Origin of the sequence: Gallintestinimicrobium propionicum (genome assembly GCF_025567525.1) — a bacterium.
In the GTDB taxonomy this organism is placed as follows: Bacteria; Bacillota; Clostridia; order Lachnospirales; family Lachnospiraceae; genus Gallintestinimicrobium; species Gallintestinimicrobium propionicum.
On record NZ_JAOQJY010000006.1, the window covers coordinates 58,936 to 72,989 of the forward strand.

A 14,054-nucleotide genomic window follows, 5' to 3' on the forward strand; every position below is an offset into this window, starting at 1 on the left:
TTCAAAGCTGCTTTTTTCCCTGACACAAAAAAAGTGCCTCCAGAAACCCACGGTTTTCTTCCTCTGTGCGCACTGCAATCCGGTAGTCCCCGGGCTGCAGGTTATGATAATTGGAGCAGTCCCGCATCGGGAATCCTGCTTCTTCCATTCTTTTTCCAAGCGTCGCATCGTGACTGCGAAACAACAGATAATTGGCTTTTCCCTCCCAGACTGTAAATCCTGCCTGCCGCAAACCCTTTACCAGGATCGGTCGCTGTTGTTCCACCAGTTTCCTCACCCGGTCTGCATATGCCTGCTCCGAAAGTGCGGCGGCTCCGGCTTCCTGTGCCAGAAGCGACACTCCCCACGGCTGTCCGCTTTCCATCAGCTGTTCTTTTCGCTTTGCATCACTGCACACGCAATATCCAAGCCGGACCCCCGCCATCGCATAGAGCTTCGTAAACGCCCTCAGAATCACCAGATTCGGATACTGTCCAAGATACGGCAAAAGCGTCCGCTCCTTCCGATCCGGTAAAAATTCCAGAAAACACTCATCCAGCACAAGAAGTGCACTGCATTCCCGACAGCGCTCCAGAATTGCTGTCAGCAGGCTGTGTTTTGTGCACTGCCCGGTCGGATTATTCGGTTCACACAGAAAAACAAGATCTGTATCCGGCGTAATCTGTCCCAGAATATCCTCCTGAATCTGAAACTGATCTTCTTCTTTTAGTTCATAAAAATAAATCCTGCTCCCGACAAGTGCTGCCGCCTGCTCATACTCCGCAAATGCCGGAGCTGTCAGCAGCACTTTTTTCGGTTTTTCCGCCTGAAACAGCCGATAGATCAGATCCGCTGCCCCGTTGCCACAGACAATCCATTCTTCCGGACAGGAAAGCTCCTCCGAGAGTTTTTGAATCAGTTTTCTGCATAACGGATCCGGATAACGGTCTATTTTCCCTGCCGCCCGGCAGATCGCCTCCCGGACGCCATCCGGCACGCCCAGCGGACTTACATTTGCAGAAAAATCCCGGATGCTGCGGTTTCCCAGACGCTCCTTTTGTCCTGCCCAGTCTCCGCCATGAATCAGTTCCATTCCTTTCTCCCTCTGCCTGCGTACAGGCTACACAGCTTTCTTTTGTGCATTCTTCTGCACCTTCCCCGCAAGCCATCTATATATTCTATAACAATATACACAGTACACATCTGACCGCAAGAAACAGCACGAGCGCGATCAGGCTCGCTGTGATCATCATCCGGTTAATCCGCATAATATCTGCTGCTTCCACCGGCCGCAGATTTTCTCCAATCGTCGGCTTTTTTACCAGCTTTCCAAAATACCATGCATCCCCTGCAAGCAGGATGTCCAGTGCTCCTGCCGCCACACTTTCTGTCTGGGCGGAATTCGGGCTTGCGTGATTGTAACGGTCGCGCTTCCAGATTTGAAACGCATGCTTTGCGTTCTGCCCGCTCAGACATGCTGCAAACATCATCAAAAAAGCAGAAATCCGCGCCGGAATATAGTTTGCAATGTCGTCCAGCTTTGCTGCCGCGCGTCCAAAGTACAGATACCGGTCATTTTTATAGCCGACCATGCTGTCCATCGTATTGATCGCTTTATAGCAAAGTCCCAACGGCGCACCTCCGATCACCAGATAAAAAAGCGGTGCTGCCACACCGTCCGAAAAATTTTCCGCCACCGTCTCAATCGCAGCCTTTGCAACTCCCGCTGCGTCCAGATTCTGCGTATCCCTTCCGACAATTCTTGCCACCGCGCTCCTGGCGCCGGGCAGATCCTGCTCTTCCAGCTTTTTTTTCACCCGCATGCTCTCTGTATACAGTCCCTTCACCGCAAGCGCCTGCCAACACCACAGCGTTTCCAGCAAAAATGCCAGCACGGGATGCACCAGACCTGCCAGATAAATTGCGGCTGCCGCCATCAGAAAGCTTCCAAGCGGCAGAATCGCTGCCAGGGCTGCTCCCGCCATCAGAAGTCCCTTTTGAGTATCCGGAAACCTCCTGCGCAGAAATTTTTCCAGCGCGCTGATTGCTTTTCCCATATAAATAACCGGGTGCGGCATCCAGTCCGGATCCCCCAGGCATAAATCCATGAAAAAGCCGCATAAAACGGCTGCTGCTATTCTCATCTTTTTCCTCTCTTTTCCTGCTGCCTGCGAAACGAAAGCTGCCCCTTTATCCAGAGCCTTTCGTTTTCCCAGACAAGCTTCCAGCCGTCCCCGGCCTGCGTCTGTCCTTCATAATAACTTCTTTTCGGTTCTCCGAATTGTTCTAACAGAGCCATCTGCGTGCCGCCGTGGGCCACAACCGGATAAACTGCCTGCGGTTCTTTCTGCTGCCATCCCTGGGTCAGCTCCAAAAAAGCGCTGCAGACGCGGCTGCAAAAAACTGCTTTGCTCTCCCCGCCCGGACAGACATCCAGGCAGCCGCTCTCCACCCAGCTCCGATAGGCGCTGTCATTTTGCATCTCTTCAAAATTTTTTCCTTCAAAACTGCCGAAATTCATTTCTTCCAGCCCCGGTACAAGGATCTGCTCTGCTCCTGGAAACAGAATCTGCGCCGTTTCCTGTGTCCTGCGTCTGTTCGTCACCCATACTTTGGAAACGGTTTCCGAAGCGCGGATAAGCTCCGCTTTTCCAGCACTTCCGAGGGAGGAATCCAGCCACCCGATATAACGGTGCTGCTCATTTTCTGGCGTTTTTCCATGGCGGATCAGCCAGATTTCTATCTTCTGCTCCATATTTTCCTCTCATTTCTGCCACACCTCCCCTGTTGACGGTCGGTCCAGACAGCTGTTATCGAAGGCTCTCCGGCAGGCCGCACCAGACACGAATGACTTTCTGCGCCCGTTTTGCAAGCAGAATCGACAGCCGTCCGGCTGCTTCTCTTGCCTCCCGCTCTGCAGCATCTATCGGCACGACACCGCACCCGGTTTCCGTTGCGATGACGACTTCTTTTCTGCAAAGCTGCTCCGCCAGCTTTTCCAGCTCTTCCGGCCGATTTCCGACTTTGGAAGCCAGCTGCTGTGCATCGTAAAGCACCCTGCAGCTATCCTCTGCTTTTGTCGAAAAATCTGCTTCCGTATAGCCGAAAGTTTCCCGGACATACTCCCGTTTTCCGGCTGCATATGGTCCAAAAATATAAATCATGCCTGTTTTTTTCCCTTCTCCTGCAAAAACTACCCTTCGCCAGCGCCATTTACAAGATCGCATCTGCGATGTTTTTTGCCGCACTACAGATACTCTGTCAGTACCACTGCTGCCAGCATGAAAAGTTCGCACATCTGGACAAACCATCCTGCCAGGTCCCCCGACAGGCCGCCGAATTTTCCAATCAGCCGGAACCGATAATACAAAAAAGTCCCGATTGCGGCAATGCTTACGCCAATTCCTTTTTTCCTACAGCAAATACAGCAAAGGACACAAAGGACTGCTGCCAGGACAGCAAGAAACGTTCGCACCTTCTTTTTATCCGCGTACTCTGCAAAAGTATATGCCAGACCACTGTTTTTCGCAAGAGGAAAGCTCGCAACTGCAAGCCCGGAAAGGCTTCTGCTGATACAATAGCCAAACGCCAGCGCCATCAGATCTGCCTGCATTTGTGCTGCCGTCACTGCAAGAGCAAGCTGGGCGATAAAATAACAGCCCAGCCAGATCGCCGCGAACGCGCCCATATGAGGGTCCTTTAAAATCTGTAGCTTTTTTTCTGTATCCTGATGACTTGCCAGCGCATCTGCCGTATCGCAGAAGCCGTCCAGATGAATGCCTCCGGTCACAAGCACCGGAAGTACACAGATTCCCGCCGCCAGTATCCATTCCGAAAACTCCATCCGCAGGCACACAAAACGCCACAGGCACACCAGCGCGCCGATCACTGCGCCGATCAGCGGGAACGCGCACAACGCATAGCGCATACTTTTATTTGTCCATTCTGTCTGCGGCATCGGAATTGCCGAAAACATCGAAAATGCCACGATCACTGTCGAAATCATTGGATTTTTCCTCCCTGCTTATGCCAGATCCAACACCCTGCTGTAATTTCCGCTGCCGCATCCGCCATTTTTGCAATTTCCCGGTTGATTTTTCCGAGGATATCCAGATACCGCACCGTAGACGGATCATAATTTGTCCCGCCCTCGAACACTTCGTTGCTGACAATGATCAGATGCCTGCACTGGTTTTCCAGAGCTTTTACGCCTACCAGAATTTCTTCGCTGCACCGATCCTCTCCGACGCCCTCCGGCGCGTAGATTTCATTCGCAGTCAGGTTGCTCATACATTCCAGCAAAACGACGCTGTCTTTCGGAACGCGCACCTGTTTTAAACCGGTATAACATTCCACTGTCTGAAAATTTTTCTGTGCGCGCATCCCACGATGTTTTTCAATCCGTGCCAGACATTCGTTGTCCATCGGCTGCATCGTTGCGATGTAAATACGGTTTTCCCCGGCTTCCATCGCGTAATTTTCCGCAAAAGCGCTCTTTCCACTCGCGCTTCCGCCCACAATCAATGTCAGCATATCCTTCCTCTTTTCCGTTTTCTGCTTCCTTACAGCTGGCTGCCCTGCTCTTCATACGCCTCGATCGAAAGCTCTCCGAATGTAGAACCCTGATAGACGCTGCACGCCATATCCAGCATCGGAATCGCGCACAGCGCACCGGTTCCTTCTCCGAGACGCATGCCCGCCGTGATCATCGGTTCCAGACCGATTGCATCCAGAATCATGCATCCGGCCGGTTCCGCAGATACATGCGTTGCCAGCATTGCCTTTTTGGAAGCCGGGCAGATTTTTACCGCCAAAAGTGCCGCCACTGCAGAGATCACACCATCAATCAGCACCGGAACCTGATATAGCGCGCCGCCAAGGTAGAGACCGACCATTCCTGCAATATCGAACCCGCCAAGCATAGAGAGCACACTGAGCGGATCTTCCGGATCCGGGTGGTGAAGCTTTATCGCTTTTTTTATTGCCTCCAGTTTACGGGAAAGCCCGCTGTCAGACAAGCCTGCACCGCGTCCCGTCACAAGCAGCGGATCACAGCCAAGCAGAACCGAAGCAACCGCGCTGGACGTCGTCGTATTGCCAATTCCCATTTCTCCGGTCACCAAAAGCTTTACCCTATCCTCTTTTGCGCACTTTGCAAGCCCGATTCCCGTTTCGATACAGCGGTACAGCTCTGCCTTTGTCATCGCCGGCTTTTGCGTAATATCCGCCGTCCCGTTGGCGATCCGACAGTTTCGGACTCCAGGATTTCCCGGATAATTTAAAATTCCGAGATCGACCGCCTCTACCTGACAGTTCGCCACCTTTGCCATCCTGCAGGCGCTGCTTTTTCCGGCGGCAAAGCTGTCTGCCATCCGCGCGGTCACTTCGCTTCCGGTCTGTGTGACGTTCTGTGCCACTACGCCGTTATCCGCACACATCAGATACAATCTGCGCACCGACAGATCAATGTCCGCGCTCCCAGTCAGCGCTGCAATCCGAATCAGCGCATCCTCCAAAAGCCCGAGGCTTCCCAGGGGCTTCGCCACACTGTCCCATCGTTGCTTCGCTTCCGACGCTGCCTTTTTGTCCGGCTCCGATATCTGATTCAGCTGATTTGATAACCTTTCCAAATTCACAATGCCTTCTCCCTTTGCTTTTCCTGCCATTTTGCCGCTGCCCTGGCAAACCGTTCTGCCAGCCTTGGCTCTGCCAGAAAATATAAATGCGGAAAGCCTGCATACAGACTGCTTCCTGCTACGCTTCCCTCCCAGGTTTTGTTTCCGACCGGCTTTTTCATTTCAAACGCTGTCCCGTTCTGGGTACAGTCCCAGTAATGAAATTCATGCACCGGAATGCTTTCCCCTTTTTCAAACAGCATGGAATTTTCTTTTGCTGTCATGACCGCGTATCCAAAGCGCTGCAGGCGATTCGTCCGAAATCCGCTTCCATCCAAAACGCCTGTCATCTCCCAGACCTGTCCTTCAGCGTCTTCCAGTTCCTTTTGCAGATACAGGAAGCCGCCGCATTCCGCAATCGTCGGCATTCCATGACGGACCGCCTCAAAAATTGCATGACGCATCCCACTGTTTTCAGAAAGCTTCCCGGCGTGCAGCTCCGGGTATCCGCCGCCCAGATACAATCCGCAGATGCCTTCCGGCAGCTTTTTATCTTCCATCGGCGAAAATTCCACAAGCTCCAATCCCTGTTGCCGCAGCGCTCTTTTGTTTTCTTCATAATAAAAACAAAACGCTGTGTCCTGTGCAATGCCGATTCGAAGCCGCCGGGCGGCGGGAATGGAAAATTGCACTGCAGTGCTGCGATTCTGGCGCGCCGGCTCTGCAACGTCCGCCGCCCAGCTCGCTGCAGCGCGGTCTGTCGGTGCACCAGCTTTTTCTGCGCCCTTTGCCGTCACTGTATTGTCCTTTTGCTCTGTGTTTTCGCCCACGCTGTCCGCTGTCGCTGCGATCCGCAGCACTTGCTCCAGATCAACATGTTGTAAAAAAGCATCTGCCAGCCTGTCCACCTTTTCCGACAGCGCTCCGACCTCCTGCGCTGTCACAAGCCCTAGATGTCTGCTTTCAAAAGAAGCATCTTCCACATAGGGCAAAAAACCAACAACCGGCAGCCCGGTCTGTTCCTCCAGCATCGGTGCAAGCAGCCGCGCCATCCTTTCCGAACAGCCATTGAGCAAAATGCCTGCAAGCTGGTTTCTTTTCCGGAAAGAAAGCATTCCCTGAACTTGTGCGGCAATCGTCAGGCTCGCACCTTTCGGACGCACAACAAGAATTACCGGAGTATTTGTTGCACACGCAACATCCCATGTAGAGTCCCGGTCCGACACGCCGCCAAGACCGTCATAATATCCCATCACGCCCTCCAGCACTGCAATTTTACACCGCTGTTCATAGCAGGCAATCTGGCGCTGCAGTGTTTTTGCATCTGCAAAAAACAGATCCAGATTTTCTCCCGGAATGCCGAGCACGCGCTGATGGAACATCGGATCGATATAGTCCGGTCCGCACTTAAACGAAGCCGCAGAGATTCCTTTTTTCTGCAGCGCCCGTAGGCACGCACAGGTAACAGCCGTCTTCCCGCTTCCGCTGGACAGACCTGCAAATAAAATCCTATTCATCTGCACATCCTCCGGCACTGATTAAAAAGATCGGATTATTGGCGCAAAGCATATGACCTTTTCCTGCCTTTTTCGACCGCGAAACCTGAAGCTGCATGATTTCTGCCGGCTTTAAGGTAAACGCTTCCAGACTTTCACATGCCTGCAGTGCTGTTTCCAGCAAAATCGCGGTCACAACGATCCGGACGGACGGATTTTTTTCAAAAAGGATGGATAAAATTTCCGGCAGATTTCCCTTCGTCCCGCCAATAAACACAGCGTCCGGCGCAGGAAGGGAGTCTAATGCCTGCGGCGCTTTTCCAAAAACCACATGCAAATTCCCGCAGCCAAACCGCTCCCGGTTCTTCCCAATCAATTCTACTGCTTTTTCCTCACACTCAATCGCATACACGTCTGCCTGTCCTGCCATCAGCGAAAGTTCGACAGAAACAGAACCGGTTCCTGCACCGACATCATAAAGGACTTTCGCGCCTGCCGCCCCGAGCTTTGCAAGCACAGCTGCACGCACCTCCTGTTTTGTCATTGGAACCTCTCCCCGGACAAACCAGTCATCCAAAAGTCCGGGACCATGTGCCTTTGCACGCTCCCGCCAGTAAGATTCCGTAACAGAATTCTCAGAATCCTTTTTCACAGATACCGTATCGTTTCCGATATCGTCTGCCGTTTTCTCCCGCTTCACCACCAGCACCGCCAGTGGCGCAAATATCTTTTCTGCTATTTCCCGAACTGTTCCGGACACAATCCGTTCTTCCGGATAGGAAAGCTTTTCTCCGACATACGCCCGGCATCCGCCAAATCCCGCCTGCATCAGCTGTCTGCAAAGTTCCTGCGCCGTATTGTCCGGTCCGGTCAAAAAAAATACTTCCGGATTTTCTGTAACTGCCGCAACAGGATCACAGGCTCTTCCGTGGGCACTCACCACTTTCCAGTCCTGCCACGGCAGCTGCAGTTTCGCAGCCAAATAGGACATACTTCCGATCCCGGGCAGAATGGAGAGCTCTCCGTCCCAGTATTTTCCAAGCCCGGTACAAAGGCTGTAACAGCCGGTGTCCCCGGTACAGACCACGCAGGGAAAGCTGCTGTCAGAACCATACACTGCATCACAGACCGCCTGGGCGGAAACCGCTATTTTCCGATTCTTCGAGCATCCCTCCGGAAGTGTTTCAAGCAGGCGCCCTGCCCCGACAATCAGGTCTGCTTTGCGTAACGCTTCCAACGCTTCCAGTGTCAGGCAGGACTGGCTGCCGGGTCCCATTCCAACGACTGTCAGTTTTCTCATTCCACAGCGCCTCCTTTCGTGTCGTAGACTTGCTGTTCCTGCTCTACAGCTGTGGACAGCTTCGCCCGCCCGGATGCTGCGTTGTCCTCGACCTGCGCGTATCCGCCAGCGCCTCCTTTTGCATACAGGCTCTCCAGTACAAGGTTCCAGGCTTCTTCTACAGAATACCCTTCTTCCTGCGTCGGTCTGCCAATCACGACAAGCGCAGCCTTCTGCAGACGCGCAGCCTCCTGTTTTTCCAGAAAGCCACCTTTTTTGCCGCCATCCTTCGTCACGAGGATGTCGATATGGTACTGCTCCATCAGCGCAATATTTAACGCAGTTGTGAAGGGTCCCTGCAGCGCAAGAATGTGGCTGTGCGGAATCTGAGCCTTTTCGCACAGATCAAGCGCTTCTTTGGAGGGAAGCACCCGCACATAGAGCCGCTCTTTTTCCACGCCTTCAAATGCCGCAAGCTCCTTGCTGCCCGTCGTCAGCAGGACATTTCCAGAAAGCGTCTGCAACAGTCCTGCCGCTTCCTTTGCATCCTGCACCCAGTAACAGTCACTGCCGACCTTTGAAGCTCTCCGGCAAACCCGAAGCAGACGGATTTGCTCCTGCTGCGCTGCCTGACGGATATTTTCGCTCACCTCTGCCGCATAGGGATGGGTCGCATCAATCACAAGATCATAGCCCTTTTCCATCTCCTGCTCCATCTGTGTCCGATTCATCCGCCCTGCCAGAATCGTTGCCTGCGGCAGATCCTGCAGCAGTTCCTCTCCATATGGAGTTGCTACACTGACTTTGAAAATGACTGGAAGAGTCAACAGACGTTGTGCCAGCTCTCTGCCCTCCGTTGTTCCGCCAAACAGCAGGATTCTGAGCTTTTCCTTTCCGCCTGCCCGATTGACCGCCACCCGCTTTTCATAGCCGCGCTTTGTTACCAACAGACCGTTTTGGAAGCTTGTCCTGCTGCTGCCGATAAAGACCGTCGTAAACATATCCACCTGCTCTTTGGTAAGCTCCTGCAGCGTACAGGTTTTCTTCTCTTCATCCTGTCTTCCGATCATCCGCACCCAGCCACAGGGCGTATCCGGTGCATAATACTCGGATACAATCCGGCACGCCCAGCTTAAATAGTCCGCCCGCTTTTTGCTCGACGGATTGTACAGACAAATGGAAAAATCTCCCGCTGCCGCCGCACGGAGCCGCTTCTCGATCACGTCCTTTGGCGTCAGAAGGTCGGACAGGGAAATCACGGCAAAATCGTTCATCAGCGGTGCGCCCAGCCGAGCTGCCCCGGAAAGCGCCGCTGTCACGCCCGCAACGATCACAACCTCCGTCTCCGGATACTTTTCTGCCAACGACAGTACAAGCCCTGCCATTCCGTACACGCCTGCATCCCCGCTGCAGATCATTGCCGTCGTTTTTCCGTCCTGCGCTGCCAAAAGCGCCATATGACAGCGTTCGACTTCTTTTGTCATACCGCTGACCAGATATTCCTTCTCCGGATAATCTTCCCGGATTAAATCCGCATAGGCGGTATAGCCACAGATTACTTCTGACTGTTCCAGCGCTTTTTTTGCCTCCAGCGTCATACCATCCCTGCCGCCAGGCCCAAGCCCTACTACAAAAAGACGTTTCATCGTTTTTCTCTCCGTCAATCGATATTTCACTGCATACAACTATCCTGAAATTTCTTCCCACAAAATAGAATTTTCAGGATACCATTCGCTTTAGAAGGAAATTTTGACCTCGTCCAGTACAAAGGCTGCCGTCACACCGTTTTTCGCCATTTTGGAAATCAGAATTTTCCCATTTTGGCTGCCCGCCATGGCACTCCGTTCGCAGACATTGTCCACACCCGTCACCTGACTGACAAATGCCGATGCGGTAAACTCCCCGTCCAGGTTTCGGAGCGTTTCCGCATCGTAGGTTTCCAGCAAAATACCATGCTCTGCACAAAATAAAAGCAGCCCCGGTTCCTCTTTTTTTAAATCGATGCTGCATATTTTCTGAACCGCCTGCTGCCAGACATTGTTCTGCTCCAGCACTTCCTCAAACAGCGCATCCAGCTGTTCCCGCTGTGCACCTTTCCGGCATCCGATTCCTGCGATCAGCGCTGCAGGAATCAGATAAAGAGGCTCCTGCTTTCGGCCTGTCAGCCTGTGGATTCCGATATAAATATCGCAGGACGCTGCATCGGAAAAAACAAGCCCCTCCGGCAGCTTCCCGGAAATGGGAAATTCGCTGAACAGCTTTTTGGTCTGTCCCTGCAAAAGCCCCGCAGAAATTTCTTTAATTCCGGAAGGATTTACAACCGTCAGCCCTTCCTGTTTCGCCCAGCTGTCCACCGCCCAGACGCCCCGCACATCTGTTGCCGTCGTAATCGCCGCCTGCGCGCCTGTCATTTTCGCAAGTTTATTGGCAAGAAGATTTGCTCCGCCGAGATGCCCGGACAAAATCGGGATGCACCAGTTTGCCTTTTCATCCATCACGACCACAGCCGGATCGCTTTGTTTTTCCCGGACATAAGGCGCGATCGCACGTACGGCGATTCCTGCCGCACCGATAAAAAGCAGATTGTTGCCCGGCTGAAAAACCCGCTTTGTCCAGTCCGACAGACTTTCGTGATCTGCTCCGAAACACTGTGTAAGTTCCCAGTCTGTAGCAAAGACATCCTCTCCCGCCAGAATCCTCTGCCCGAGCGTTGCGCCGCTTGGGCTGAAACAGATGATATGATTACTCATTTGCGTTTCCTTCCGTATCCGTGCCCTGCCGGTACTTTGTCGTAAACGCCGGGTCATACAGACACGATCTGTCATAAACATCCCCGAGGAAATTTCCGACCATTACAAGCGCCGTTTGGGAAATGCCGGCTTCTTTCCCGCACCGGGCAAGATTTCCGAGCGGACAGCGCAGCGTGCGCTCTTCCGGCCAGCTTGCCTTGTATACAATTGCTGCCGGTGTCTGTTCCGTGTAAGCGCCCTTTAACAGCTCGCGCTGTAGTCCCTCTAACATCCCGGCGCTCAGGAAAATGACCATCGCGCAGCCGTGCGCCGCAAAGGAGGCAATCGACTCTGCTTCCGGCACCGGCGTCCGCCCCGCCATCCGGGTAATGATCACGCTCTGCGTAATGCCCGGCAGCGTGTATTCTGCATCCAGCGCTGCTGCCGCACCACAGAAGCTCGAAACGCCAGGCGTCACATCGTAAGCAATCTTCTGCTCTTTCAGGCGGTCGATCTGCTCTCGAATCGCCCCGTACAGGCTCGGGTCGCCCGTATGCAGCCGCACTGTCATCTGCTGTCTGCTTTCCGCCTCTTCCATGACGGCAATCACTTCTTCCAGCGTCATCTGCGCGCTGTTATAAATTCTGCAGTCTTTTTTTGCAAACCCGAGCAGTGCCGGATTGACCAAACTGCCCGCATAAACAATAACATCCGCTTCTTCCAGAAGTCTGCGTCCCCGCAATGTGATCAGATCCGGCGCGCCGCAGCCTGCCCCAACAAAATGAACCACTTCTTTACTCCTTTACAATCACAGTTGTGAAATATCCATAAGCCTCGTTTTCCAAAAGACCGTCCTTGACGACTTCTCCCGGCAGACCGCCTGCTTTGCAATTTCCAGCGCGGTTTCCTGTTTTCCCATCGCACGTGCCGCTACGATGACGTCTGCTTCCTTCAAAATGCGTACCGCCTTGACCGTCATCAGCTCCGGATCTCCCGGACCCGTGCTCACTCCGTAAAAAATCCCCTTTATGTTTCCTGACACTGAGTTTCTCCTAACACTCCAAACCGATTGCTGAACACCAGAACCGTAACTTCCACCGTACCGCCCAGCCGGTGCGCTGCATGCTGTCCGATCTTTTTCATCAGACTCTGCATGACCGCTTCTTTTTTCCCTTCCTCATCCAGAATTTCCAGACAGGCGTCCGTCGTCGCAGCCTCCATCAGTCTGCCGATCACATCCCGGCTTACGCCCGCCAGTGCGGCATGGGCGGCGAACAGCTCACACCGGCAGTCTGCAACCCTGGAATGCGTATTCATAATACCACCCGCCAGCTTGACAAGCTTGCCGATGTGCCCCACCAATATGACCTTTGAAAATCCGCTGCTGACTGCAAAATCGAAGGCTTCCCCGATATAATTGGAACACTGTACCGGCGTCATGGAGACAAATTCCGGTCGATCCTTTAAAAATTCCATGCCGTAATTGCCCGGTGTCAGTAAAAGTGCCTCCTCCCCCAATGCCCTTCGCTGACGTATTTCCAGACCGATGGTATCCACAAGCGCCTGCACGCTTTTCGGCTCAACAATCCCGGTCGTTCCGAGAATCGATATTCCGCCCTGGATGCCAAGCTGCGGATTGAAGGTCTTTTTGGCAAGCGCTTCCCCGTCCGGCACAAATACCGTCAGCAAAAGTCCGCCCTCATAGCCTGCGTCCAGGCACTCTGCCTCCGCCTCCTGCAAAATCATCCGCCGCGGGACAGAATTGATCGCCGCTGCGCCGACCGGCTGTTCCAGACCTGGCTTTGTCACCCTGCCGACGCCGACGCCTCCGTCGATAACGATCTTGGTTCCCGCCGTTTTTTTTGCTTTGACACAGATCAGAGACTGCGCGGTGACATCGATATCGTCTCCTGCGTCCTTGCGCACGCCACAGCTGACCCAGCCGTCGCCGCTTTGAATTTCTTCCACCGCCGTCGTGACCCAAAGCCCCTTCGGCGTCAGGACGGAAATTTCTTCTGTTTTTTGTCCGCCAAGCAGCATCCGGACGGCAGCCTTTCCCGCCAGCGCCGCACACGTTCCTGTGGTGTAGCCGCAGCGCAGCTTCTGCTGTCCCTGCTGGATATAATGTTCAAACTCCATTTTCGATCCTATCTGCTGCCTCTGTTTTTGCCAGCGCCCTTTCCACCATAGATGCCTCCTGCACAGAGGAATTTCTGCTTTCACGCTGTAACCTATCATACAAAAAAATACACGTAAAGTAAACGTTATTTTTATCCAACTACCTGCCCTGCCGCAATCAAAAAGACACCGCCGTAATAAAACAGCAGCAGCACCGCGCCTTGCAGGCGGCTTTCGTAGCCGCTTAGCAGCCGCCAGATCAGAATATTGTCTGAAATGAAAAATCCAACCGCGCCAAAAGCCGTGAGCATGCTGCCAAAACTTTGCTCCTGTAAGCAATAGGTAATCGCGCCCGCCGTCATCGCACTCAGAACCAGCCCATAGGCCACAACAGACAAAATCTCCCTGCCGCTTTTTCCGACGGTCTGTTTTCGGTGTATCAGGTACATCCCCGCCAGCAAAACGACAAGGCTGACCGCTGTAGCGATGCTAAAATGCGCTTCGGAAAAATACGCCGCCAGATAGCAGATATGTCCCAGTGCAAATACGCATGCGCCAAGATTAAAAATCCGTTCCAGCAAGACGTCCGCGACCGCACAGCAAAGCGTCGCTGCCAGCACAAAGCATGCTGCCAGGCTGTTCTGCTGCCATACCGCTGCGCCCGCGACAAGCGCTGCAATCAGCGTCGTCCCGCCTTTTAACATCAATGTCTGTGTTGTTTTATGTTCTCTCTGCCTCTCATAAAGGCTGCCGCTCATAAGCATCAGAGCCGCCGCTGCTCCTAAAAACAGCGCCGGCTCCTCCTGCAGCCATATCCGGAAAGCTTCCATAGGAATCC

At 53.4% G+C, this 14,054-nt stretch carries 15 protein-coding genes; all 15 read right to left on the minus strand.

Annotated elements, in window-relative coordinates; translation table 11 throughout:
* Nucleotide 1 precedes the first annotated feature (1 nt).
* Nucleotides 2-1,072 (minus strand): pyridoxal phosphate-dependent aminotransferase, encoded by a 1,071-nt coding sequence (locus tag OCV62_RS06175; protein WP_262585617.1) that lies wholly within the window; start codon nt 1,070-1,072, stop codon nt 2-4.
* Between the two features lie 85 nt (nt 1,073-1,157).
* Entirely contained in the window at nt 1,158-2,123 is a 966-nt protein-coding gene (cbiB, locus tag OCV62_RS06180; protein WP_262585618.1) for an adenosylcobinamide-phosphate synthase CbiB, read from the minus strand.
* Nucleotides 2,120-2,734, minus strand: coding sequence for a histidine phosphatase family protein (locus tag OCV62_RS06185; protein WP_262585619.1), 615 nt, complete (start codon nt 2,732-2,734; stop codon nt 2,120-2,122). The genes cbiB and OCV62_RS06185 overlap by 4 nt, the downstream gene beginning before the upstream one ends.
* Before the next feature lie 55 nt (nt 2,735-2,789).
* Complete coding sequence (locus tag OCV62_RS06190; protein WP_262585620.1) at nt 2,790-3,143, minus strand: bifunctional adenosylcobinamide kinase/adenosylcobinamide-phosphate guanylyltransferase; 354 nt, start codon at nt 3,141-3,143, stop codon at nt 2,790-2,792.
* Between the two features lie 83 nt (nt 3,144-3,226).
* Nucleotides 3,227-3,985, minus strand: a complete 759-nt coding sequence (locus tag OCV62_RS06195; RefSeq protein ID WP_262585621.1) for an adenosylcobinamide-GDP ribazoletransferase — start codon at nt 3,983-3,985, stop codon at nt 3,227-3,229.
* On the minus strand, nt 3,982-4,512 hold the full coding sequence (locus OCV62_RS06200; protein WP_262585622.1) for a bifunctional adenosylcobinamide kinase/adenosylcobinamide-phosphate guanylyltransferase: 531 nt from the start codon (nt 4,510-4,512) through the stop codon (nt 3,982-3,984). Before OCV62_RS06200 ends, OCV62_RS06195 begins: the two co-directional genes overlap by 4 nt.
* A gap of 29 nt (nt 4,513-4,541) precedes the next feature.
* Nucleotides 4,542-5,645 (minus strand): nicotinate-nucleotide--dimethylbenzimidazole phosphoribosyltransferase, encoded by a 1,104-nt coding sequence (gene cobT / locus OCV62_RS06205; protein ID WP_262585623.1) that lies wholly within the window; start codon nt 5,643-5,645, stop codon nt 4,542-4,544.
* Nucleotides 5,612-7,111 (minus strand): cobyrinate a,c-diamide synthase, encoded by a 1,500-nt coding sequence (locus tag OCV62_RS06210; RefSeq protein ID WP_262585624.1) that lies wholly within the window; start codon nt 7,109-7,111, stop codon nt 5,612-5,614. The genes cobT and OCV62_RS06210 overlap by 34 nt, the downstream gene beginning before the upstream one ends.
* The gene (gene cbiE, locus OCV62_RS06215) at nt 7,104-8,390 is read right to left on the minus strand and encodes a precorrin-6y C5,15-methyltransferase (decarboxylating) subunit CbiE (RefSeq protein ID WP_262585625.1); all 1,287 of its coding nucleotides are present in this window, start codon (nt 8,388-8,390) and stop codon (nt 7,104-7,106) included. Before cbiE ends, OCV62_RS06210 begins: the two co-directional genes overlap by 8 nt.
* Complete coding sequence (gene cobJ, locus OCV62_RS18155; RefSeq protein ID WP_317258840.1) at nt 8,387-10,015, minus strand: precorrin-3B C(17)-methyltransferase; 1,629 nt, start codon at nt 10,013-10,015, stop codon at nt 8,387-8,389. Before cobJ ends, cbiE begins: the two co-directional genes overlap by 4 nt.
* A 90-nt stretch (nt 10,016-10,105) precedes the next feature.
* Nucleotides 10,106-11,119 carry a cobalt-precorrin 5A hydrolase gene (locus OCV62_RS06230; protein ID WP_262585626.1) on the minus strand — a complete coding sequence of 338 codons (1,014 nt, stop codon included), beginning with the start codon at nt 11,117-11,119 and terminating at the stop codon, nt 10,106-10,108.
* Nucleotides 11,112-11,888, minus strand: coding sequence for a precorrin-4 C(11)-methyltransferase (gene cobM, locus OCV62_RS06235; RefSeq protein WP_262585627.1), 777 nt, complete (start codon nt 11,886-11,888; stop codon nt 11,112-11,114). Before cobM ends, OCV62_RS06230 begins: the two co-directional genes overlap by 8 nt.
* Nucleotides 11,889-11,906: 18 nt before the next feature.
* Nucleotides 11,907-12,140 (minus strand): SAM-dependent methyltransferase, encoded by a 234-nt coding sequence (locus OCV62_RS06240; protein ID WP_262585628.1) that lies wholly within the window; start codon nt 12,138-12,140, stop codon nt 11,907-11,909.
* A complete protein-coding gene (cbiD, locus tag OCV62_RS06245; RefSeq protein WP_262585629.1) occupies nt 12,125-13,237 on the minus strand; it encodes a cobalt-precorrin-5B (C(1))-methyltransferase CbiD in 1,113 nt (370 codons plus the stop codon). Before cbiD ends, OCV62_RS06240 begins: the two co-directional genes overlap by 16 nt.
* Nucleotides 13,238-13,368: 131 nt before the next feature.
* Entirely contained in the window at nt 13,369-14,046 is a 678-nt protein-coding gene (locus tag OCV62_RS06250; protein WP_262585630.1) for a lysoplasmalogenase, read from the minus strand.
* Nucleotides 14,047-14,054 lie beyond the last annotated feature (8 nt).

Excerpts from the sequence above, each read along its gene's own strand:
- OCV62_RS06175 (WP_262585617.1), bottom strand. The coding sequence starts at position 1,072 with ATGGAACTGATTCATGGCGGAGACTGGGCAGGACAAAAGGAGCGTCTG.
- cbiB (WP_262585618.1), bottom strand. The coding sequence starts at position 2,123 with ATGAGAATAGCAGCAGCCGTTTTATGCGGCTTTTTCATGGATTTATGC.
- OCV62_RS06185 (WP_262585619.1), bottom strand. The coding sequence starts at position 2,734 with ATGGAGCAGAAGATAGAAATCTGGCTGATCCGCCATGGAAAAACGCCA.
- OCV62_RS06190 (WP_262585620.1), bottom strand. The coding sequence starts at position 3,143 with ATGATTTATATTTTTGGACCATATGCAGCCGGAAAACGGGAGTATGTC.
- OCV62_RS06195 (WP_262585621.1), bottom strand. The coding sequence starts at position 3,985 with ATGATTTCGACAGTGATCGTGGCATTTTCGATGTTTTCGGCAATTCCG.
- OCV62_RS06200 (WP_262585622.1), bottom strand. The coding sequence starts at position 4,512 with ATGCTGACATTGATTGTGGGCGGAAGCGCGAGTGGAAAGAGCGCTTTT.
- cobT (WP_262585623.1), bottom strand. The coding sequence starts at position 5,645 with ATGGCAGGAAAAGCAAAGGGAGAAGGCATTGTGAATTTGGAAAGGTTA.
- OCV62_RS06210 (WP_262585624.1), bottom strand. The coding sequence starts at position 7,111 with ATGAATAGGATTTTATTTGCAGGTCTGTCCAGCGGAAGCGGGAAGACG.
- cbiE (WP_262585625.1), bottom strand. The coding sequence starts at position 8,390 with ATGAGAAAACTGACAGTCGTTGGAATGGGACCCGGCAGCCAGTCCTGC.
- cobJ (WP_317258840.1), bottom strand. The coding sequence starts at position 10,015 with ATGAAACGTCTTTTTGTAGTAGGGCTTGGGCCTGGCGGCAGGGATGGT.
- OCV62_RS06230 (WP_262585626.1), bottom strand. The coding sequence starts at position 11,119 with ATGAGTAATCATATCATCTGTTTCAGCCCAAGCGGCGCAACGCTCGGG.
- cbiD (WP_262585629.1), bottom strand. The coding sequence starts at position 13,237 with ATGGAGTTTGAACATTATATCCAGCAGGGACAGCAGAAGCTGCGCTGC.
- OCV62_RS06250 (WP_262585630.1), bottom strand. The coding sequence starts at position 14,046 with ATGGAAGCTTTCCGGATATGGCTGCAGGAGGAGCCGGCGCTGTTTTTA.